Raw genomic sequence first — 19,845 nt, forward strand, 5'->3', positions numbered from 1 at the left:
GGGCACCTTCGGGCCGACTCGCGCCCCACCGAGGGCACGTCCGGGCCGACTCGGCGTCAGTCGGTCTCGGCCTTGGTGTCGCGGGCGATGAAGGCGTTGACCATGTCGATCGGGGTGATGTGGCCGGCGAGGACGGCGCTGACGGCCTCGGCGATCGGGGCGTCGACGCCGTGCTCGCGCGACAGCGCGAGGATCGAGGCGCAGGACTTGGCGCCCTCCGCGACCTGACGGGTGGAGGCGACGATCTCGTCGACGCTCATCCCCTGACCGAGCTTCTCGCCGAACGTCCGGTTCCGCGACAGCGGCGAGGAGCAGGTGGCGACGAGGTCGCCGAGCCCCGCCAGGCCCATCAGGGTGAGCTGCTGGGCGCCCAGCGCCCCCGCCAGACGCGCGGTCTCGGCGAGGCCGCGGGTGATCACCGACGCGGTCGTGTTGTCGCCGAAGCCGAGGCCGACGGCCATCCCGACGCTGAGGGCGACGACGTTCTTGTAGGCGCCGCCGACCTCGCAGCCGACGACGTCCGTCGAGGTGTACGGCCGGAACGCGCGGGTGTGGACGAGACCCTGGAGGCCCCGCGCGACGTCCTCGTCGGTGCAGGCGACGACCGAGGCGGCGGGCTCACGCGACGCGATGGGGCGGGCGAGGTTGGGGCCCGAGACGACGGCGATGCGCTCCGGACCGGCGCCGGTGACGTCGGTGATGACCTCGCTCATCCGGCGCAGGCTGCCGAGCTCGACGCCCTTCATCAGCGACACCAGGACGGCGTCGCCCGGCAGGGCGCCGGCCCAGTCGACGAGGTTCTCCCGCAGCCGCTGCGACGGGACGGCGAGCACGACGACGTCGGCGCCGGCCGCGGCCTTCTCCGGGTCATGGGTCGCCTCGATGCTGGGCGGGAGCTCGACGCCGGGCATGTACTCGGCGTTCTCCCGACGCTCGTTGATCTCGGCGCACAGCTCCTCGCGGCGCCCCCAGATCGACACGTCGTTGCCGGCGTCGGCGAGGACGACGGAGAACGCCGTCCCCCACGAGCCCGCCCCGAAGACCGCCACCTTGCTCATCGCGCCCCACCTGTTCCCCGGCTGCCGCCGGCTGCGTCGTCGTCGGTGTGCGGGTTGCCGTGGGCCGGCAGGCCCGCCCGGCGCGGGTCGAACCGCTCCGCCGGGGGCTGCTCGCCCCGGATCTCGGCGACCAGTCCGGTGATCGCGGTCATGATCGTCTCGGTCGCCTCGACGAGCGTCCGGGCGTCGAGCGGGCGGTCGGCGTACGCCGAGAGGTCGACGGGCTCGCCGACCCGCAGCGTCACCCGGGTGCGGGGCAGCAGCCGCGGCCTCGTCGCGTACGGCGCCAGCAGGTCCTGCGCGCCCCACTGGCCGATGGGGATGACGGGGCAGCCGGTGCGCAGCGCGATGCGGGCGGCGCCGGTGCGGCCGAGCATGGGCCACAGGCCGGGGTCGCGGGTCAGCGTGCCCTCGGGGTAGACCACCACGCACTCGCCGGCCTCGACCGCCTCGACCGCGGCGCCGAACGCGTCCGCCGCGGCGGCGCCGTCCCTGCTGACCGGGATCTGGCGGGCGTTGCGCATCAGGGCGCCCAGGAACCGGTTGCGGAACAGCCCGTCCTTGGCGAGGTAGCGCGGCAGGCGGCCGTGGTCCCAGACGATGTGGGCCGCGACGAGGGGGTCGACGTGGCTGAGGTGGTTCAGCGCGATGACGCAGCCGCCGCGGGCGGGGATCCGCTCGCCGTGCACCCAGGTGTGCCGGGTGAAGGTCAGCAGCGCCGCCTTGATGATCGCGCCGCCCACGAGGAGCGCCCAGCCCTTGCGCTGGTACTTCGGCCGGACCGCCACCCTGCTCCCCCCGCGTCGCACCACCATCCGTCTCGGACGTCCCGCGGACCGCGGGTACGCCGGCAGCAGCCTACTGGTCGGTACTGGAAGAATGCGGCCGGTGAGCGGTGCGAGCGGCGGCTGGGTCTGCCTGGTCCCGGCCAAGCCCCCGTCGGTCGGCAAGAGCCGGCTGGCGCTGCCCGACGAGGCCCGGCGCGAGCTGGCGACGGCCTTCGCGCTCGACACGGCGAGCGCTGCCCGCCTCGCCTCCCGGGTCGCCGTCGTGCTGGCGGTCACCGACGACGCCCGGTTCGCGGACCGGTTCGCCATGCTCGGCTGCCGCGTCGTGCCGGACGGCGTGGGCGGCGACCTGAACGGCTCGCTGGTGCAGGCCGCGGCGGAGGCACGGCGCCGCTGGCCCGACCTGCGCCCCGTCGCCCTGTGCGCCGACCTGCCGGCGCTGCGCCCGGCCGACCTCGACGAGGCCCTCGCGGCGGCGGAGGACGTCGACGGGCCGTCGTACGTCGTCGACGCCGACGGGGTCGGCACCACGCTGTACGCCGCGCCGTCGTACGACGGGTTCGCGCCGCGGTTCGGCGGCGGCTCGGCCGTCGCCCACACGGCCGCCGGCGCGACGCCGCTCGGCGGGGTCCTCGCGGGCCTGCGCCGCGACGTCGACACGGCCGCCGACGTGCGGACGGCCGCGGCGCTGGGGCTCGGGGCCCACAGCGCCGCGGCCGTCGCGCGACTGGAGATCTAGCGGGGCGTCAGCCCAGGAAGCCCACCAGGGCCTCGTTGAACTCCTCGGAGTGCGACACGTTGAACCCGTGCGGGCCACCCTTGACCACGTGCACCGAGGCGTTGCTCAGCGCAGCCACGGACCGCTCGCCGGAGGCCTCGAAGGGCACCACGCCGTCGGAGTCGCCGTGGAGCACGAGCACCGGAACGGTGATCTTGGTCAGGTCCTCGCGGAAGTCGGTGCGACCGAAGGCGTTGATGCAGAGCAGGACGGCCTCGTCGCGGGCCGGCTTGGCCAGCTCGAGGGCCTCCTGACGCTGCTCCTCGGTGACCTTCAGCTCGTCGCCGGCGGTGAAGAAGTTCGTCACGAACCCGTCGAGGAAGCCCTCGCGGTCGGTGGTGACCGACTGCTCGAAGTCGTGGATGCCCTCCTCGGGCAGCCCGCCGTCGGGGTTGTCGTCGCTCTTCAGCAGGTACGGCGGGACGGCCGCCGCGAGCACGGCGGACCGGACGCGGTCCTCGCCGTACGTCGAGAGGTACCGGGCGACCTCGCCGCCACCCATCGAGAAGCCGACCAGCGTCGCGTCGGAGACGTCGAGGCCGGTCAGCAGGCCGTCCAGGTCCGCGGCGAACGTGTCGTAGTCGTAGCCGGTCTCGGGCTTCTCCGAGGCGCCGAACCCGCGGCGGTCGTAGCTGATGACGCGGTAGCCGGCGGAGGTCAGCGCGGGGGCCTGCTCCGACCACGAGGCGCCCGAGAGGGGCCAGCCGTGGATCAGGACGACGGGACGGCCGGAGCCGCCGGTGTCCTCGTAGCTGAGGGTGATGCCGTTGGTCTCGATCTCGGGCATGGTGCACCTTTCCGTCGGGAACGTCTCGTGTGCAAGACAGTCACCAGAACGACGGCGGACCATGCACTCTTCCCCCACGTCTCACATGGTGGGAGGGTGCTCCGCGCGGCGGCGCAGGACCTCGACCAGCAGGTGGGCGTAGCCGCGGGCGTCGTCCACGGCCGCGTGCGTGTGGGGGACCTCGCCGAACCACGCGCGGGGCAGGCGGTGCACGGAGAAGTCGGCGGGGTCGCCCCCGACCACGCCGCAGGCGAAGCTGTGCAGGCACACGCCGGGGCCGTCGAACAACCGGTCGGTCTCGTACGGGCCCTGGCACACCCCGTACGACGTGAACCGCCGCAGGTAGTGGTCGATCCAGCCCCCGTCGAACCCCAGCGGTGAGGCCACGAAGTGCCGCGGCCCGTCGAGGGCCCGGACGAAGGCGACGTACGCCGCCATCACCTCGGGCACCGGCCGGGGGTCGCGCGTCGCCGCCGCCCACGCCTCGGGCACGGTCTGGAACCAGGCGTACGTGTCAGGGTTCGGCTGGGCGCCGGGGAGCGGCTCGAGGACGGCGGTGAACTCCCCGTGGACCTCCCCGTCGGCGCTGACCGCGACCGAGGCGAAGGACCGCATCGAGTGCGGCCCGGGCCACGGCCCGTCGACCTCGATGTCCGTGACGACGTAGACCGGCGCGTCCATCCCGGCAGCCTGCCACCCCTCCTCCCGCGGGGGCCTCAGGCGACGCGTCAGAGCGTGGCGGGCTTGAAGCTCGGCCGCTTCTCCTCGTACGCCGTGATGTCGTCCGCGTGCCCGAGCGTGATCCCGATGTCGTCGAGGCCCTCGAGCAGCCGCCAGCGGGTGTAGTCGTCGATGTCGAAGGAGTCCTCGATCGCGTCGGTGCCCTCGCCCGCGCGCACGGTGCGCGACTCGAGGTCGACGGTGACGACCGCGCCCGGCTTGTCCTCCAGGAGGTCCCACAGCCGGCTGACGACCTTGTCGTCGACCTGCGCGGCGAGCAGGCCGGCCTTGCCCGCGTTGCCCCGGAAGATGTCGCCGAAGCGCGGCGAGATGACGGCGCGGAAGCCGTAGTTCTGCAGGGCCCAGACGGCGTGCTCACGGGAGGAGCCGGTCCCGAAGTCGGGCCCGGCGACGAGCACCGAGCCGCCGGAGAACTCGTCGCGGTTGAGCACGAAGTCGGGGTTGTCGCGCCAAGCGGCGAACAGGCCGTCCTCGAACCCGTCGCGGCTGACCCGCTTCAGGTAGTGGGCGGGGATGATCTGGTCGGTGTCGACGTTGCTGCGGCGCAGCGGGACGCCGACGCCGGTGTGGGTGGTGAACGCGTCCATCGGTGGTCCCTCTCAGGCGTCGGTCGGGGTGAGCTCGGGCAGGTCCGCGGGGCTCGACAGCGTGCCGCGGACGGCGGTCGCGGCGGCCACGGGCACGGAGACGAGGTGCGTGCGACCGCCCTTGCCCTGGCGGCCCTCGAAGTTGCGGTTGGACGTCGAGGCGCTGCGCTCGCCGGGGGCGAGCTGGTCGGGGTTCATGCCAAGGCACATCGAGCAGCCCGCGCCGCGCCACTCGGCGCCGGCCTCCTTGAAGATCACGTCGAGGCCCTCGTCCTCGGCCTGCAGGCGGACCTTGGCGGAGCCGGGGACGACGAGCAGGCGGGTGTCGGGGTCGACCGTGCGGCCCTTGATGACCTCGGCGGCGAGGCGCAGGTCCTCGAGGCGGCCGTTGGTGCAGGAGCCGACGAAGACGGTGTCGACCTTCACCTCGCGCATCGGGGTGCCGGCGGTGAGCGCCATGTACTCCAGCGCCTTCTCGGCTGCGACGCGGTCGCCGGGCTCGTCGAACGAGGCGGGGTCGGGCACGGCCTCGCCGAGTGGCACGCCCTGGCCGGGGTTGGTGCCCCAGGTGACGAACGGCGTCATAGTGGAGGCGTCGAGGACGATCTCCTCGTCGTACGTCGCGTCGTCGTCGGTGACGAGGCTGCGCCAGTGCTCGACGGCGGCGTCCCAGTCGGCGCCCTGGGGCGCCTCGGGCTTGTCGGCGAGGTAGTCGAAGGTGGTCTGGTCGGGGGCGATCATCCCGGCCTTCGCGCCCCACTCGATCGACATGTTGCAGATCGTCATCCGGCCCTCCATCGAGAGCTCCTCGATGGCGGGTCCGCGGTACTCGACGATGTAGCCCTGCCCGCCGCCGGTGCCGGTGTGGGTGATGAGGGTGAGGACCAGGTCCTTGGCGGTGACGCCGTCCGGGAGCGAGCCGTTCACGGTCACGGCCATCGTCTTCGGCCGGGTCTGCATGAGGGTCTGCGTGGCGAGCACGTGCTCGACCTCGGAGGTGCCGATCCCGAACGCGAGGGCGCCGAACGCGCCGTGGGTCGAGGTGTGGGAGTCGCCGCAGACGATGGTCATGCCGGGCTGGGTGAGGCCCAGCTGCGGGCCGATGATGTGGACGATCCCCTGGTCCTTGTCGCCCAGGGCGTGCAGGCGGACGCCGAACTCCTCGGCGTTCCTGCGCAGCGTCTCGACCTGGGTGCGGGAGACGGGGTCGGCGATCGGCTTGTCCCAGTCGAGGGTGGGGACGTTGTGGTCCTCGGTCGCGAGGGTGAGGTCGGGACGGCGCACGGTGCGGTCGTTCAGGCGGAGGCCCTCGAACGCCTGGGGCGAGGTGACCTCGTGGATGAGGTGGAGGTCGATGTAGAGCAGGTCCGGCTCTCCGGGTGCCGTGCGGACGACGTGCTCGTCCCAGACCTTCTCGGCCAGTGTCCTGCCCATGTCTCCTCCATGCTCCCCGTGCAGGGGCCTCGTGTCGTGTCGTCGGGCCGCGGATCCCGCGGTTCCAGCGTCGCGCATCACCGTACGCTTGCGTCCCAGGATCTGAGACTGCAGTATTGCCATATGGACAGCGGAAGCGGTGTGGGGGTCCTCGACAAGGCCGCGGTGGTGCTCGCCGCGCTCGAGAGCGGACCGGCCACGCTGGCCGGCCTGGTGGCCGGGACGGGCCTGGCCCGACCGACGGCGCACCGCCTCGCGGTGGCGCTGGAGCACCACCGGCTCGTGGCCCGGGACATGCAGGGCCGCTTCGTGCTCGGCCCCCGCCTGGCCGAGCTCTCGGCGGCCGCCGGCGAGGACCGCCTCCTCGCCGCCGCCGGCCCCGTGCTCGCGCGTCTGCGCGACATCACCGGCGAGTCCGCCCAGCTGTGGCGCCGCCAGGGCGAGCAGCGCGTCTGCGTCGCCGCAGCCGAGCGCCCCAGCGGCCTGCGCGACACGATCCCCGTCGGCTCCCAGCTGACGATGCGCGCCGGCTCCGCCGCGCAGGTCCTCCTCGCCTGGGAGGACCCCGAGCGGATGCACCGCGGCCTGCAGAACGCGGCGTACTCCGCCACCGCGCTGTCGGGCATCCGCCGCCGTGGCTGGGCCCAGTCCGTCGGCGAGCGCGAGCAGGGCGTCGCCTCGGTCTCGGCACCCGTCCGCTCCCCCGGCGGCAAGACGATCGCCGCCGTGTCGGTCTCCGGCCCGCTCGAGCGCCTCTCGCGGCAGCCCGGCCGCATGCACGCCCCCGCCGTCCTCGCCGCCGCCGAACGGCTCAGCGAGTCCCTGCGACGCCAGGCGGAGTAGCCGCCTCGCGGTCGTCCGGGGCCACGCCGCGTCATGGCCGCTCACCACGCCAGGTGGGCGAGCCGACGGGTAGCGCGGCGAGCTCACCGCGCCAAGCATCGGCTCACCTGCCTAGCGTGGTGAGCCGCCGCGGGGCGCCGCGGCACCCCGCCCACCGAGCCACCCCGCCCAGCGAGCCTCAGAACAACGCCGAGCCGCCGCCGGTCTCCAGGTCGAGCAGGGTCCGCTTGCGCTCGATGCCACCTGCGAAGCCGGTGAGGGTGCCGTTGGCGCCGATGACGCGGTGGCAGGGCACGACGACCGGGATCGGGTTGCGGCCGTTCGCCGCACCGACCGCCCGCGAGGCGCCGGCGACGAGACCCAGCCGCTTCGCGACCTCGCCGTACGACGCGGTCTCGCCGTAGCCGATGCGGCTCAGCTCGGTCCACACCCGGCGCTGGAAGTCGGTGCCGACGGGGTCGAGGGGCAGGTCGAAGTCCTTCAGGTCCCCCGCGAAGTAGGCGGCGAGCTGCCGGGCGGCCTCCACGAGGACCGGGTGGTCGTCGGCGCGGTCCCCGAGCTCGAGACCGCCGGGCGGGTCACCGAACGGGCTGAACTCGATCGCGCGCACGGCGGTGTCGGACGCGACGATGCGCAACGGGTCGATGGGGGTGTCGATCACGGTCCACACGGGTCCTCCTCGGGACGCTCGGACGGGGGTGGCTGTGGGCTCGGGAACATCGGGTCGACCACGGTGTGCCACAGGTGCAGCAGCGCGACGGAGCGCCAGGGTCGCCAGGCCTCCGCGATCGCGGCGGCGCCCTTCGCGTCGCAGGGGTGGCCGAGGTCGCGCAGGGCGTTGCGGACGGCCAGGTCGCCGGGCAGGAACACGTCCGGGTGGCCCAGGGCGCGGATGGCGACGTAGTCGGCGGTCCAGGGACCGATGCCGGGCAGGGCGACCATCGCGGCGCGCACGTCGGCCCGCGCGGTGCCGCCCTCGAGGTCGACGCTGCCGTCGTCCAGGGCGGCCGCCAGTCCGACGAGCGCACGGCCGCGGGCGCGGGGCATCGGCAGCGTCCCGGGGTCGACGGCGGCGAGGGTCTCCGGCGACGGGAACAGATGGGTGAGGCCGGGCTCGTCGGTGCTCACCGTCTCGCCGTGCGCGGCCACGAGGCGCCCCAGCACCGTCCGGGCGCCGGCCAGGTTGACCTGCTGGCCGACGACGGTGCGCAGGGCCGTCTCGGAGCCGTCGACCTGGCCGGGGACCCGCAGACCGGGCTGTCGCGCGACGAGGGGACCCAGGACGGGGTCGGCGCCGAGGGTGGCGTCGGCGGCGAGCGGGTCGGCGTCCGCGTCGAGCAGCCGTCGCGTGCGTGCCGTGGCGGCGGGCAGGTCGCGCAGGTCCGTCAGCCGCAGCCAGGCCTCGACCTGGCCGACCCCCGGGCCGGGGAGGTCGCGCAGGCGGACCCGGAGGGTCCCCGGGCCGTGGGGCAGCCGCAACGTCCGGGCGTACGTCGCCCCCTCGGCACCGCCGGCCCCCTCGGCCCCCTCGGCCCCCTCGGCCCCCTCGGCCCCCTCGGCCCCCTCGGTCCCCGGGGTGGTCGTCTCGACGCCCGCGACCACGTGGGCGGCCAGGAAGCGCCACACGGCCAGCCCGGCGTACGGCGTCCGCACCGGGACGCGGAGCCGGACCTCCCCCGGCGTCGTGGGGCCTGCCGCCGCGGCGCGGCGGCGGCGCAGGTCACCGGGGGTGGTGTCGTACACCTCCCGCACGGTGTCGTTGAACTGGCGCACGCTCGCGAACCCCGCCGCGAACGCGACGTCCGCGAGGGACAGGTCGGTGGTCTCGAGCAGGGTCCGCGCGGTCTGGGCCCGGCGGGCACGGGCCAGGGCCAGCGGTCCGGCGCCCAAGCGGTCGCCGAGCACCCTCCCGAGGTGGCGGGGCGTGAACCCGAGACGGTCGGCGAGCCCCTCGACGCCCTCCCGGTCGACCACGCCGTCCGCGATGAGCCGCATGGCCCGCCCGGCGACGTCCCCGGCGAGGTCCCACTCCGGGTCGCCCGGGACGGCGTCCGGCAGGCAGCGCTTGCACGCCCGGAAGCCGGCGGTCTGCGCCGCGGCGGCGCTGCGGTGGAAGGTCATGTTGCGCGGGGCCGGGGTGCGCGCCGGGCAGGAGGGGCGGCAGTAGATGCCGGTGCTCGTGACCCCGACCCAGAACACGCCGTCGAAGCGGCGGTCGCGGCTGGCCGCGGCGCGGTAGCAGGCCCCGGGGTCGAGGTCGCCCGGCGCGGCGGGGGCGGTGGTCATGACCCCATCCTGCCCCGCGCCACCGACAGCTTCTGGCGGGTTTCGGACACGGCCGTGCATGCCGGGAAAGGCAGCAGGCCCGGTCGTGGTGACCGGGCCTGCTGGGTGTGTACCCCCGACCGGATTCGAACCGGCGCTACCGCCTTGAGAGGGCAAGCCTCGGCCTGTCGCTGCCCCTCACCTGACCTGCACGAACACCCCGAACTCTTGACCTGACCTGCGGCGATGCCACTCCGGGAGGTCTCATTCGGTCTCACTCGATCTCGCGGCCTCTTGCGGCCTCGTGCGGCCTGTGTGCGGCCTCAGTGAGGCCCGGAGGCTCGCCCGGCCCCGGCGGGCCCCTGAGGCCGTCCCTGGGAGCCAGAGAGCGACCCCACGGCGGTGTCGGTGCCCGCGCGTAGGTTGTGGCTCCCTCTCTTGGCAGGAGAACCACATGACGACCTCTCAGGACGATCTGGACATGCGCGTCCTGGAGTACCTGTACGACCACGTTGACGACCACACAGCGGTCCCGCTCGACCTCCAGGACGACCTGGGGTACGACAACGTGCTGCGAACGATCACGGGCCTCGAAGACCGGGGCCTGATCGTCAGCGACGGCCGCAACGGGCACGACCTCACCGCGGACGGTCATAGCGAGGTGGAGGCCATGCTCGCTCGCCGGAACGACCGGGGCCTACGGCGTCGGCTCTGCCGCGACCTGTTGCTCCGCTGGACGGACGAACAGGGGGCCGACAATCCCCACGCGCGCGTCCGGCGGTCCACGTTCGACGCCGCCCCGGACCTGAAGCCCTTCACTGGGCAGGAGACCCGCGAGGCCGCGGAGTTCCTCGCGGAGCGGGGCCTCGTCAAGACTGCGGGCGGCACGGCACAGGTGCTGTGGACGACAGACCTGGGCAGGGAGTGCCTCGACGACGGAGGCGACGTGGCCGCGTTCCTCGGTGGCAGCGGGCCGACAGGCGGGCAGGTGTTCCACATCTCCGGCTCAGGGAACAGCGTCGCTGCGGCCATCGGGGACGGCAGCAACGCGACCGCGAACCTGTCGACCTTCAACCACGAGCAGGCCGTCCAGTTCGCGGGGGCGGTCAGGGAAGCGTTGCCGGCGCTCACCCTCCAGGGCGTCGACGCTCAGGAGGTCGAGCGGCACGCCGCGGAGATCGAGCAGCGCCAAGACCCGACCAGAGCGCAGCGGGCGACCGCGCTGCTGCACAGGATGGTCGAGAGCACGACGACCGGCACCCTCGGCGGCTTGCTCTCGGCTCTCGGCGCTGGAGCCCTGGGCATCGGCTAGCGCTGGCACCTGCCCGGCCGTCCAGCGGCCCGGCAGGTGCCCGGCGGGTGTGTCCTCGGGCGAGACCCAAGGAACAAAGCACGCAGCATCCCGGCCCCGCTCTGGGCCGGGATCTCGGCGCGGGCGTTCACAGCGAAGGCAGACGGGAGACCGACGCCCGGCGACGTGCGTGCCTGGCTGGCGGGCCGCGCGGTCGCTCCGACAAAGCAACCCGTCGCTCACCTGATGGTGACGTACTGTCAGCGCGATGGATGATCAGTTGACATCGTGCGGATGCTGCGGACGATCGTTGCCCCGCAGGTCACTCCACGCGCTAGATGACGGCGCGGCTTACATCTGTCGGCGGTGCGGTGCATGGGTGGCAGTTCTATGGCGGGGCGACCGCCTCGACGAGCACGACCCCTCAGCCTAGGGGCTCGCCCGCGCCCTCTCGGTCCCGGGCGAGGGGCGCAGGGGCGTCACGCGCCTCTCAGACAACGACCCTCGACCCCCGCGTCGGGATCCTCGGGCGGGAACAGGGGCCACCACCGGGGCCATGGCCGGTATCCCGGGTGCGCGAGGGCCTGGAGGTGCTCGACCGTGACGTCGGTCTGGGCCTTCGCCTTGTCGATCTCGTGGACCCACCCCGCCGCGAGCCGCGCGTCCTCGGCGGTGAGGTCGTCGGGCATCAGGTGGCCCCACCGTGGGGAGAGGTCGCGGGCGTAGCGGTGCAAATCGTAGGGCTGCGGCATGACGGTCGGCTCGTCGGCGAGCAGCACCACGAGGGCAAGCCCGGCGAGTTCCCGCGCGCCGGCGTCGGTGAGGGTCGCGAACCAGTCCGAGACCTGTGGCTCGTCGAGGCGACGGACCTCGGCCTCGGTCACGCGCTCCAGCCGCGTGAGCCGTGCGAGATGACGTCGGGGTCGGTCCATCCTGATGCCCTCCGTTCGAGGTCGGTGAGTCGCTGGTCAATTTCGTCGGCGGTGACGCGCTGGGCGACCTCCAGGACCGCGCGAGCGGCCCGGACCCGAGTTGCCGGGGAGCCGGACCTCATGCCCTCACGAAGCGCCTGCACGGCCTCCCGCTGGGCCGAGAGGAGGTCACTGGTCGCGGACTCCGCAGCCGCCCGGGCGCGGGCTCGGTACAGCGCCCGGAAGTCGTCGTCAGCGAGCCACCTGCGGACGGTCCGCTCGGTGACGCTCGCGGCCTGGGCCGCGTTCGGGGTCGAGCCGTCGAGCAGCAGGGAGGCCAGCGCGAGATCCCAGCCCGGACGAGGGCGGTCAGATCCGGTCATCGCCGAGGGCGTGCCTTTCGGGTGCCACAGGTGCTGGGACCTGTCATTCGTGTGCACAGGTTCGGGGGTGTGCTGCCGGAAACCGCGCGGGAGCGAGGAGGACCGCGCGGCTTCCGGCCCCCGCTCTGGGCCGGGGTCTAGGGGCGGCTGCGCCATCCGGAACGGACGGGGCCGGACAGCAGCCGTGCGGGGCCGGCGCTGCGGAGACCACGCTGCCGCTGTGCCTCACCTGGAGCGGGCTCGGGGGCAGAGTCCGCGGCGGTGTGGAGGGTCCCGGGGTCCATGCCGAGGCGGCGGGGCTGGGGTGGTCGGACGAGCGGGGCGGAGTGCTCGACGGCGTGCACGACCGCGGCGATGTCGACCGGTGGAGCCGGGGTCAGGTCTCGACGCCGCCCGCTGTCCCGTTCCTCCGTGGTGACCCTGGCGGTCGAGGTCAGGCTCTGGACGCCCTGGAGGGCCCGGGCCTGCTCTGCGATCTCCGCGAGCGCGGTGACGTGATCGCGGGCCTGGTCGGCGAGAGCAGCGGCCCGGGCCTGCACCTCGGCGTCGATCGAGTCACCGTGGCGGGCGATGGCCGCGGAGCGTGCGACGTCGAGCCGTTCGGCCTCCCGCAGCAGCGTCGTCTGCACGCTGAGGCGCTCGTGGTCGGACACCCCGAGGGTCGGCTCCATCGTCTCCGGAGCCCGGCCCTCGGCCAGCGCAGAAGCGACCTCCGCGCGGTGGGCCTTAAGCGCGGCTTCGTAGCGCTCGCGGTCCGCGCCGATGCTGCGGGCAGCGACCGCTCGCCGCTGGTCTAGATCGGCTCGCTGGGCGTCGATCGCCACGACCTCGGGTAGGGCGTCGATAAGGTCCGCGATCAGGTCTCGGGCGGGGCTCGCTGCCGTCGTCGGTGCCGTGGGTGCCTGGGTCGGGGTGCTGGTGTCGCTCATCGGCCGAGGGCCTTCCTGGTCGCGGCTGCGAGACGTGCCCGCAGCGGGTCGATCGTGGACGAGTCGGAGGCGGTCTCGCCGTACCGCTGCCGGTCGCGGATCTCCCGCGGCGTGGCGGTGATCCGGGGCGGACCGAGTCGACGACGGGCGCGGGCAACGAGCCCACGGCGAGTGAAGGTCACCGGGTCCTCCGTCCGTCGTACCGGTCGAACAGGTCGGTCACGGCGTCCGCCGCGATCTTGCGGGCCTGCTGCTCGGCGCCGCTCGCCTGGTCGAGCCGTCGACGGGCGCGCTCGGCATCGGCCGGGGTGCCGTACCTCAGGAAGGTGCGGAGTTCGCCCTGCTCCAGCGGAGTCAGGTCCCGACGGGTGGTCTCCAGGTCCCGCAGCCGCAGACGCCGGTCCTCCGTCATTCGGTCGTCGTTCCTGGGTGCTTGGTGCTGGTACATCACTGCTCCTGGTGTCGGTCGGCTCTTCGGTCTCTGGCTCGTCGTCCTGGTCCTGCTCGTCACGCCGGGTGATCTCTCGCGGGCCAGCGGTACGCGGCACGGTCGAGCCGGTGCCGGATGAACCCGAACGGTGACGCCACGTGGTCGGGCGGGTCCCCGCCGATGACCTCGATCACGACGCCCTCGCGGTGCTCGGCCGGGACGGCAGCGAGCCGGTCGGCCAGGGCCCGGAGATCGGCCGGGGCGATCCGGCGGACGTCGATCCCGAACGCCTCCTCAGCGATGGCGGTAACGGCAGCAGCGGCGTCGAGCACGTCGCCGATCTCCCGGTCGAGACGGTCGCCGAGCGAGGCCATCTGCCGCTCGCGGTGCTGCTCGTCGTCGTCACGGGCCGACCCTCCGGCCGAGCCGTCAACGGCGGTGAGGCTCGGGGGGCTGGGGGGCCGGTAGTTCTCTCTTGGTACTCCCCTCTCTTGGGTGATCATGGGTGAGCGGTTGGGGCCGTCAGATGAGCAGTTGGGAACGGCTCCCATGTGCTCATCGGTGAGCGGTTGGGGGTCTGCGCCCATGTGCTCATCGGTGATCGGTTGGCAGCACAGGACCCATGTCGTCGCGTACGCCTTCCCTCCCCGTCGCCCGCCGCGGCGTTCCTGCCGGATGAGGCCGAGCCCGGTCAGGGTCGCCATGTGCCGCCTGACCTGTGCCGTCGAGAACCCTGTCCAGCGCGCGAGCGATGCCGTCGAGGCGTACAGGGTCCCGGCCTCAGGTCCTGTGCCCTTCGCCGTGGCTGCGAGCGCGAGCGCGACCGCGAGGACACCCTGAGTCGCCTCGGGGTCGTCGCGGACGGCGCGAAGCCACGTCAGGGGCTTCATGGAGTGAGGTCAGGCCACCGGACGGGGGGCGTCGCGGCGGGCGTCAAGCCAGGCGTCCACCTCGGCCCGGCGGTACCGGACGCGAGCCCCGACCTTGAAGCCCGGAGGTCCGTCGCCGGTGTGGCGCATCTGGTAGAGCGCCCCCGGGCTTACGCCGAGGTAGTCGGCGGTTTGCCGCAGGCTCATCAGCCGGTCATCACTCATCGCCCTCTGCCCTTTCCTTCGTCAGTGTCAGAACGAGTGTGCACGCCTCACCCGGTGTTAGGATCCTGCTATGCGATCTCCGGGAGAACACATGAGCGCGCGGAGTGCCGTCGGCGAGCGGATCCGCACCCTTCGCACTGCCCGCGGCTGGACTCAGGCGGCGCTCGCGGCCCGACTCGGTCAGGTCGGCATGACCCTGAGTCAGAGCAATCTGGCGCGGCTAGAGAGCGGCGAGCGGAACGTGACCCTCGATGACCTGTACGGGGTCGCTCTGGCGCTGGACTGCCCGCCGCTCGCTCTCCTCGCGCCCGGTGACGGCACCCCGGTGAAGGTCGGGACCCGTGGTGAGAGCCCGGCCCGGCTCCGCGCGTGGTTCGTGGGTAGGCAGCCGCTCGACACGGTCCGTGACCACGGCGTCTACCGCGAGCACGTGGGGCGGCTCCGGGAGCCCGCCGGGATGACCCTCGGCCCGTTCCTGCGGGAGGTCGCGGGGCAGTTGGACGCCGACGACCTCGACGGCCAGGCGGAGATCATCCGCGCAGCACAGGACTACTTGCGCGGAGCGGCCAGGGCCGTTCGCGTGGCACAACAACGGCAGAAGGGGTAGACGTGGCACACGTGGAGAAGCGGGGCCCGGGCAGGTGGCGGGCTCGGTACCGGGGGGCCCGACGGTCGTGAGCGGTCGCGGACGTTCCCGCGGAAGGTGGACGCCGATCGGTGGCTCAACGGCCAGGAGAGGGCCCTCGCCGAGGGGACGTGGCTGGACCCGTCGCGCTCGGCGATCCTGCTCGCCGACTGGGCCGAGACGTGGCTCCCGACCCGCTCCGACCTCCGGCCCACCTCCCGGGCGCGGCTTGAGTCCGTCGTACGGCTGCACGTCGTCCCGGCGTTCGGTGACCGGCGGCTCGCCAGCATCGGCAACGCCGAAGTGCGGGCCTGGGTGGGTCGCATGGTCGACAGCGGCATGTCAGCCGCGTCGGTCCGCAAGGCCGTGTTCGCGCTCCGCGGGATGCTCGACGCCGCGGTCGCTGACCGACGTCTGTCGGTGAACCCGGCGACGTCGGTCCCGCTGCCGACCGAGAAGGCGACCGAGCAGCGGTTCCTGTCGTCCGAGGAGGCGTTCACGCTCGCCGAGGCTGTGCCCACGGAGTACCGGGCCCTCGTGCTGCTCGGCGCGTTCGCGGGGCTCCGCTGGGGCGAGTTAGCCGGGCTCCGACGCTCCCGGGTCGACGTCCTCCGCTCGCGGGTCACCGTGGCCGAGACAGCGACTCAGGTCAGCGGCAAGGTCGCGTTCGGTGAGCCGAAGACGGCACGGTCCCGCCGGGTGGTCCCGGTCGCCCGGTCCGTCATGCGCGAGGTGGAGGCCCACCTCGCCGAGCACGTCGACCCCGGCCCCGACGCGCTGCTCTTCACGGCGGCTCAGGGTGGGCCGCTATGGCGGATGACGTTCTGGCGGCAGGTGTGGGAGCCCGCACTACGCCGCGCCGGGCTGGAGGGCCTCCGAGTCCACGACCTGCGGCACTCGTTCGTCTCGATCATGGTCGCGGCCGGAGCGAACCCGAAGGAGGTCAGCACCTGGGCCGGGCACTCCTCGGTCGCCTTCACGCTCGACCGATACGGCCACCTGTACGACGACCACAGCGATGACGTCGCCGACCGGCTCGACCTGCTGCTCTCCGCCCGCCGCGGAGCACCCGCCGAGGTGCGCTCGCTGGGGTAGATCTCGACCTGCTGCGGCCTGTGTGCGGCCTGGCGGCATGTCACGCCGGAAGGCAGTACGGCCCCTGACCCGCGTCTCCGCAGGTCAGGGGCCGTTTCTGTGCTGTACCCCCGACCGGATTCGAACCGGCGCTACCGCCTTGAGAGGGCGGCGTGCTAGGCCGCTACACAACGGGGGCGTGACGATCAGGAACCCTAGTCAACCAGCCCCTGACGCACCAAATCGCCCCCGAATTGCTGCCTCGGAGGGCGATCTCGCTGGGATACCTGGACTCGAACCAAGACTAACTGAACCAGAATCAGTCGTGCTGCCAATTACACCATATCCCACTGCTGCAGCCCCGTCGGGCGGCCGTGAGGCCTCCGTCTGGAACCGAGAGATGACCTTACACGCGACGCTGCGAGGCCACCAAAGCGCGTCCCGACGCACGCGTCGCGAGGCCCATCCGGCGGGCCACGAACACCGCCAGACCGAGGTAGACCAGCGACTGCGTCAGCGTGCTCGGGATCATCCACCAGCTGCCGCCGGTGGGGGTCAGCGAGCTGCCGATGTCACCGAAGGCGAGCGCCAGGCCGAAGGCCAGGACGTTGTTCAGGACGTGCATCGCGATGGCCGCCTCGAGCCCACCGGTCCAGACCACGAGCAGGCCCGCGACCACCCCGAAGGCGAAGCGGTCGAAGAAGACCGGGACGCTCTGGCTGCCGTGCGCCAGCGCGAACAGCAGCGCCGGCACGAGGACGGCGACCCACACGCGGCCGAAGACCCCTCCCAGGGCCTGGGTGAGGTAGCCCCGGAACAGGTACTCCTCCCCCGCCGCCTGGAACGGCACGAGGAGCACCACGATCAGCACGAACCACAGGGTCGTCGTCGTGAACGGGTTGACCCCGCCGGAGGTGTCCGTGCCGGCGGTGTCGCCCGAGGGCAGCACCGCACCCACGACGAGGGTGGCGACCAGCGCCACCACCGACAGCCCCAGGCAGACCGCGAAGAAGCCCCACCGCATCCGCGGACCCACCGACGTCAGCCAGCGCGGCCTCACCCCGTGGATGACCCGGGCGACGAACCACGCCGCCGGGATCAGCGACGCCAGCGTGAGCATCAGGTAGGCCAGCATCGACGGCGTGGGGTCGCTGAGCGTGCCGAGCGCGGTCAGCCACGCGGCCCAGTCCTGGCCGGTCGCGACGAGCCACACCACGAAGGGGACCAGCCACACGATCGGCGCGAGCACCAGCATCGTGACGCCCATCGTGAGCACGCCCAGGACGCTCCACCAGAACCCGAAGCGGGGGCCGCTGCGCAGCAGCTGGTGGAAGCGCAGCGACGGGTAGGCGTCGCCGTACCGCGCGTCGAACTCCTCGTCGCCGAGGCTCAGCGGGTCGACGGGCTTCTCGTACGACGGCCCGGGCTGCTGGCGGTACGACTCGTCGTACGACATCGGCCGGGCGGGCTGCACCTGCTCGCTCATCACGTCCCCTCGTTCGGTGGGGACGAGTCTGTCAGGCGGGTGTGCGCGCCGCGGCCAGTCGTGCGAGCCCGCGCTCGCGGCCCAGCAGCTCGAGGGACTCGAACAGCGGCGGGCTGACCCGCTTGCCCGTCACCGCCACCCGGACCGGGCCGAAGGCCAGGCGCGGCTTGAGTCCCAGACCGTCGACCAGGCTGGCCTGGAGGGCGTCCTGGATCGCCGACGTGGACCATTCGCCCAGCGGCTCCAGCGCGGTGTACGCCGCGTCGACGACCCGTCGTCCGTCGTCGTCGAGGAGCTTCTCGGCGTCCGTGGGGTCGAGGGCGAAGTCGGCCTCGTCGACGAAGAGGAAGCCGAGCATCTCCGGCGCCTCGCCGAGGGTGTTGATCCGCTCGGCCACGAGGGGCATGGCCTGCTCGAGCAGCTGGGCGTCGCCCGGCGTCATCGGGTCGCCGACCACACCGGCGCGCTGCAGGAACGGCAGTGCCCGGTGCGTGACCTCCTCGACCGAGAGGCGCCGCATGTGGGCGGCGTTGATGGCGGCGAGCTTCTTGCGGTCGAACCGCGCGGGGTTGGGGTTGACCCGGCGGATGTCGAACGCCTCGACCATCTCCTCGAGGGTGAAGACGTCGCGGTCCTCCGCGATGCCCCAGCCGAGGAGCGCGAGGTAGTTGATGAGGCCCTCGGGCAGGAAGCCCGCGTCGACCCACTCCGCGAGCCCGGAGCCGGCGTCGCGCTTCGAGAGCCGCTTGTTGCCCTCGCCCATGACGATCGGCAGGTGGCCGAACTCCGGCACGCCCTGGCCGACGCCGATGCGCTCGAGCGCCTGGTACAGCGCGATCTGGCGGGGCGTGGAGGACAGCAGGTCCTCACCGCGCAGGACGTGGGTGATGCGCATCAGGGCGTCGTCCACGGGGTTGACCAGCGTGTAGAGCGGGGCGCCGTTGGCGCGCAGCAGCGCGAAGTCGGGCACGTCCTTGGCCTGGAACGTGACGGTGCCGCGCACCAGGTCGTCGAAGACCAGGGGCTCGTCGGGCATCCGCAGGCGCAGGACGGGCTTGCGGTCCTCGGCCTCGAAAGCGGCCCGCTGGACGTCGGACAGGTCGCGACAGTGGCCGTCGTACCCCTGGACCTTGGAGCCGGCCGCCTTGCGGCGGGCGTCGACCTCCTCGGTGGTGCAGAAGCAGTCGTAGGCCTCCCCGGCCTCGCGGAGGCGGGCGGCGACGTCGGCGTAGACGTCGAAGCGCTCGGACTGGCGGTACGGGCCGTACGGGCCGCCGACCTCGGGCCCCTCGTCCCAGTCCAGGCCCATCCAGCGCAGCGAGTCGAGGATCGAGTCGTAGCCCTCGTCGGTGTTGCGGGCGAGGTCGGTGTCCTCGACGCGGAGCACGAACGTGCCGCCGTGGTGGCGCGCGAACGCGTAGTTGAACAGCGCGCTGCGGATGTTGCCGACGTGGATGAACCCGGTGGGGCTCGGGGGGAAGCGGACGCGGACGTCAGTCATGCGGACGGGGCTCCTGGGTCGGGGGTGTCAGCTGCGGACGGCGACGGGGTTGGCCAGCGCGCCGAGGCCGGCGACGGAGACCTCGACCTCGTCGCCGATCTCCATGGGGCCGACGCCGTCGGGGGTGCCGGTGAGGATCACGTCGCCGGGCAGCAGGGTCATCACGGAGCTGACGTACTCGACCAGCGTCGGGATGTCGAAGATCAGGTCCTTCGTGTTGCCGTCCTGCTTGAGGTCGCCGTTGAGGTGCGTCTGGATCGCGCGACCCTCGGCGAAGTCGTGGGGGTCGAGGTCGGTCTCGATCCACGGCCCGAGCGGGCAGAAGGAGTCGAACCCCTTGCCGCGGGTGAACTGCACGTCGCTGCGCTGCAGGTCGCGCGCCGTCACGTCGTTGCCGAGGGTGTAACCGAAGATCACGTCGGTCGCCGACTCCGCCGGCACGTCGCGGCAGATGCGGCCGATAACGACGGCCAGCTCGCCCTCGAAGTGCAGGTTGCCGGTCTGGCGGGGGTAGTAGATGGGGTCGCCCGGCCCGATGACGCTGGTGTTCGGCTTGATGAACATCAGGGGCTCGGTGGGCAGGTCGTTGCCCATCTCGGCCGCGTGGGCGGCGTAGTTGCGCCCGATGCCCACGACCTTGCTGCGCGGGATCACCGGCGCCAGCAGCCGCACCTGGCTGAACGGGACCTCCTCCCCCGTCGGCTTGATGCCGACGTAGAAGGGGTCGCCCGACAAGGGCACCACCACCGTGTCCTCGGCCGGCTGCCCGTAGGCGTCGACCTCACCGGTGACGACGCCGTACGCCGGCTCCTCGCCCGTCGTGAACCTCGCTATACGCAC

General features: G+C 73.0%; 22 protein-coding genes and 2 tRNA genes. 5 read left to right on the forward strand and 19 right to left on the reverse strand.

Features of this window, described 5'->3' with window-relative positions:
• Nucleotides 1–56: 56 nt before the first annotated feature.
• Both Q0858_RS05490 and Q0858_RS05495 read right to left on the reverse strand, forming a co-directional pair.
• Entirely contained in the window at nucleotides 57–1,058 is a 1,002-nt protein-coding gene (locus Q0858_RS05490; protein WP_299051853.1) for an NAD(P)H-dependent glycerol-3-phosphate dehydrogenase, read from the reverse strand.
• Nucleotides 1,055–1,846 carry a lysophospholipid acyltransferase family protein gene (locus tag Q0858_RS05495; RefSeq protein WP_299051854.1) on the reverse strand — a complete coding sequence of 264 codons (792 nt, stop codon included), beginning with the start codon at nucleotides 1,844–1,846 and terminating at the stop codon, nucleotides 1,055–1,057. The genes Q0858_RS05490 and Q0858_RS05495 overlap by 4 nt, the downstream gene beginning before the upstream one ends.
• 100 nt (nucleotides 1,847–1,946) lie before the next feature.
• Between Q0858_RS05495 and cofC the strand changes: the two genes are divergently transcribed.
• The gene (cofC, locus tag Q0858_RS05500; protein ID WP_299051855.1) at nucleotides 1,947–2,585 is read left to right on the forward strand and encodes a 2-phospho-L-lactate guanylyltransferase; all 639 of its coding nucleotides are present in this window, start codon (nucleotides 1,947–1,949) and stop codon (nucleotides 2,583–2,585) included.
• Nucleotides 2,586–2,592: 7 nt separating this feature from the next.
• Here cofC and Q0858_RS05505 read toward each other — a convergent pair whose 3' ends face one another.
• From Q0858_RS05505 to leuC, 4 genes are all read right to left on the reverse strand, one after another.
• The gene (locus tag Q0858_RS05505; protein ID WP_299051856.1) at nucleotides 2,593–3,411 is read right to left on the reverse strand and encodes an alpha/beta hydrolase; all 819 of its coding nucleotides are present in this window, start codon (nucleotides 3,409–3,411) and stop codon (nucleotides 2,593–2,595) included.
• An 81-nt stretch (nucleotides 3,412–3,492) separates the two neighbouring features.
• Nucleotides 3,493–4,092 carry a hypothetical protein gene (locus Q0858_RS05510; RefSeq protein WP_299051857.1) on the reverse strand — a complete coding sequence of 200 codons (600 nt, stop codon included), beginning with the start codon at nucleotides 4,090–4,092 and terminating at the stop codon, nucleotides 3,493–3,495.
• 47 nt (nucleotides 4,093–4,139) lie between these two features.
• Nucleotides 4,140–4,739, reverse strand: a complete 600-nt coding sequence (gene leuD, locus Q0858_RS05515; protein ID WP_299051858.1) for a 3-isopropylmalate dehydratase small subunit — start codon at nucleotides 4,737–4,739, stop codon at nucleotides 4,140–4,142.
• A 12-nt stretch (nucleotides 4,740–4,751) separates the two neighbouring features.
• Nucleotides 4,752–6,173 (reverse strand): 3-isopropylmalate dehydratase large subunit, encoded by a 1,422-nt coding sequence (gene leuC, locus Q0858_RS05520; RefSeq protein ID WP_299051859.1) that lies wholly within the window; start codon nucleotides 6,171–6,173, stop codon nucleotides 4,752–4,754.
• Nucleotides 6,174–6,296: 123 nt separating this feature from the next.
• On the opposite strand from leuC, the gene Q0858_RS05525 reads away from it, so the two are divergent.
• Nucleotides 6,297–7,016: an IclR family transcriptional regulator gene (locus tag Q0858_RS05525; RefSeq protein WP_240236629.1), complete on the forward strand. Its 720-nt coding sequence runs from the start codon at nucleotides 6,297–6,299 to the stop codon at nucleotides 7,014–7,016.
• A 178-nt stretch (nucleotides 7,017–7,194) separates the two neighbouring features.
• On the opposite strand, the gene Q0858_RS05530 is transcribed toward Q0858_RS05525, so the two are convergent.
• Together Q0858_RS05530 and Q0858_RS05535 are read right to left on the reverse strand one after the other, a co-directional pair.
• Entirely contained in the window at nucleotides 7,195–7,686 is a 492-nt protein-coding gene (locus tag Q0858_RS05530; protein ID WP_299051860.1) for a methylated-DNA--[protein]-cysteine S-methyltransferase, read from the reverse strand.
• A complete protein-coding gene (locus Q0858_RS05535) occupies nucleotides 7,674–9,302 on the reverse strand; it encodes an Ada metal-binding domain-containing protein (RefSeq protein ID WP_299051861.1) in 1,629 nt (542 codons plus the stop codon). The genes Q0858_RS05530 and Q0858_RS05535 overlap by 13 nt, the downstream gene beginning before the upstream one ends.
• A 433-nt stretch (nucleotides 9,303–9,735) precedes the next feature.
• Between Q0858_RS05535 and Q0858_RS05540 the strand changes: the two genes are divergently transcribed.
• Nucleotides 9,736–10,593, forward strand: coding sequence for a hypothetical protein (locus tag Q0858_RS05540; protein WP_299051862.1), 858 nt, complete (start codon nucleotides 9,736–9,738; stop codon nucleotides 10,591–10,593).
• Between the two features lie 458 nt (nucleotides 10,594–11,051).
• Here the strand turns inward: Q0858_RS05540 and Q0858_RS05545 are convergent, their stop codons facing one another.
• The 6 genes from Q0858_RS05545 to Q0858_RS05570 all read right to left on the reverse strand — a co-directional run bounded on the left by Q0858_RS05545 (nucleotide 11,052) and on the right by Q0858_RS05570 (nucleotide 14,301).
• Nucleotides 11,052–11,456 (reverse strand): hypothetical protein, encoded by a 405-nt coding sequence (locus tag Q0858_RS05545; protein ID WP_299051863.1) that lies wholly within the window; start codon nucleotides 11,454–11,456, stop codon nucleotides 11,052–11,054.
• Nucleotides 11,453–11,866, reverse strand: coding sequence for a hypothetical protein (locus Q0858_RS05550; RefSeq protein WP_299051864.1), 414 nt, complete (start codon nucleotides 11,864–11,866; stop codon nucleotides 11,453–11,455). Before Q0858_RS05550 ends, Q0858_RS05545 begins: the two co-directional genes overlap by 4 nt.
• A gap of 137 nt (nucleotides 11,867–12,003) precedes the next feature.
• On the reverse strand, nucleotides 12,004–12,795 hold the full coding sequence (locus Q0858_RS05555) for a hypothetical protein (RefSeq protein ID WP_299051865.1): 792 nt from the start codon (nucleotides 12,793–12,795) through the stop codon (nucleotides 12,004–12,006).
• 178 nt (nucleotides 12,796–12,973) lie between these two features.
• Nucleotides 12,974–13,207, reverse strand: a complete 234-nt coding sequence (locus tag Q0858_RS05560; RefSeq protein WP_299051866.1) for a hypothetical protein — start codon at nucleotides 13,205–13,207, stop codon at nucleotides 12,974–12,976.
• 95 nt (nucleotides 13,208–13,302) lie between these two features.
• A complete protein-coding gene (locus Q0858_RS05565) occupies nucleotides 13,303–14,115 on the reverse strand; it encodes a hypothetical protein (protein WP_299051867.1) in 813 nt (270 codons plus the stop codon).
• Nucleotides 14,116–14,124: 9 nt separating this feature from the next.
• On the reverse strand, nucleotides 14,125–14,301 hold the full coding sequence (locus Q0858_RS05570; RefSeq protein ID WP_299051868.1) for a helix-turn-helix domain-containing protein: 177 nt from the start codon (nucleotides 14,299–14,301) through the stop codon (nucleotides 14,125–14,127).
• A gap of 88 nt (nucleotides 14,302–14,389) precedes the next feature.
• On the opposite strand from Q0858_RS05570, the gene Q0858_RS05575 reads away from it, so the two are divergent.
• Together Q0858_RS05575 and Q0858_RS05580 are read left to right on the forward strand one after the other, a co-directional pair.
• Nucleotides 14,390–14,926, forward strand: coding sequence for a helix-turn-helix transcriptional regulator (locus Q0858_RS05575; RefSeq protein WP_299051869.1), 537 nt, complete (start codon nucleotides 14,390–14,392; stop codon nucleotides 14,924–14,926).
• 96 nt (nucleotides 14,927–15,022) lie between these two features.
• On the forward strand, nucleotides 15,023–16,039 hold the full coding sequence (locus tag Q0858_RS05580; RefSeq protein WP_299051870.1) for a site-specific integrase: 1,017 nt from the start codon (nucleotides 15,023–15,025) through the stop codon (nucleotides 16,037–16,039).
• A gap of 105 nt (nucleotides 16,040–16,144) precedes the next feature.
• Here the strand turns inward: Q0858_RS05580 and Q0858_RS05585 are convergent.
• From Q0858_RS05585 to Q0858_RS05605, 5 genes are all read right to left on the reverse strand, one after another.
• A tRNA-Glu gene (locus Q0858_RS05585) sits at nucleotides 16,145–16,217 on the reverse strand.
• Nucleotides 16,218–16,296: 79 nt separating this feature from the next.
• A tRNA-Gln gene (locus tag Q0858_RS05590) sits at nucleotides 16,297–16,368 on the reverse strand.
• 56 nt (nucleotides 16,369–16,424) lie between these two features.
• Nucleotides 16,425–17,504 (reverse strand): type II CAAX endopeptidase family protein, encoded by a 1,080-nt coding sequence (locus Q0858_RS05595; RefSeq protein ID WP_299051871.1) that lies wholly within the window; start codon nucleotides 17,502–17,504, stop codon nucleotides 16,425–16,427.
• A 31-nt stretch (nucleotides 17,505–17,535) separates the two neighbouring features.
• Entirely contained in the window at nucleotides 17,536–19,005 is a 1,470-nt protein-coding gene (gene gltX, locus Q0858_RS05600; RefSeq protein WP_299051872.1) for a glutamate--tRNA ligase, read from the reverse strand.
• Between the two features lie 27 nt (nucleotides 19,006–19,032).
• Nucleotides 19,033–19,845, reverse strand: coding sequence for a fumarylacetoacetate hydrolase family protein (locus tag Q0858_RS05605; protein WP_299051873.1), 813 nt, complete (start codon nucleotides 19,843–19,845; stop codon nucleotides 19,033–19,035).

This window comes from uncultured Nocardioides sp. (genome assembly GCF_947489365.1).
Taxonomy (GTDB): Bacteria; Actinomycetota; Actinomycetes; order Propionibacteriales; family Nocardioidaceae; genus Nocardioides.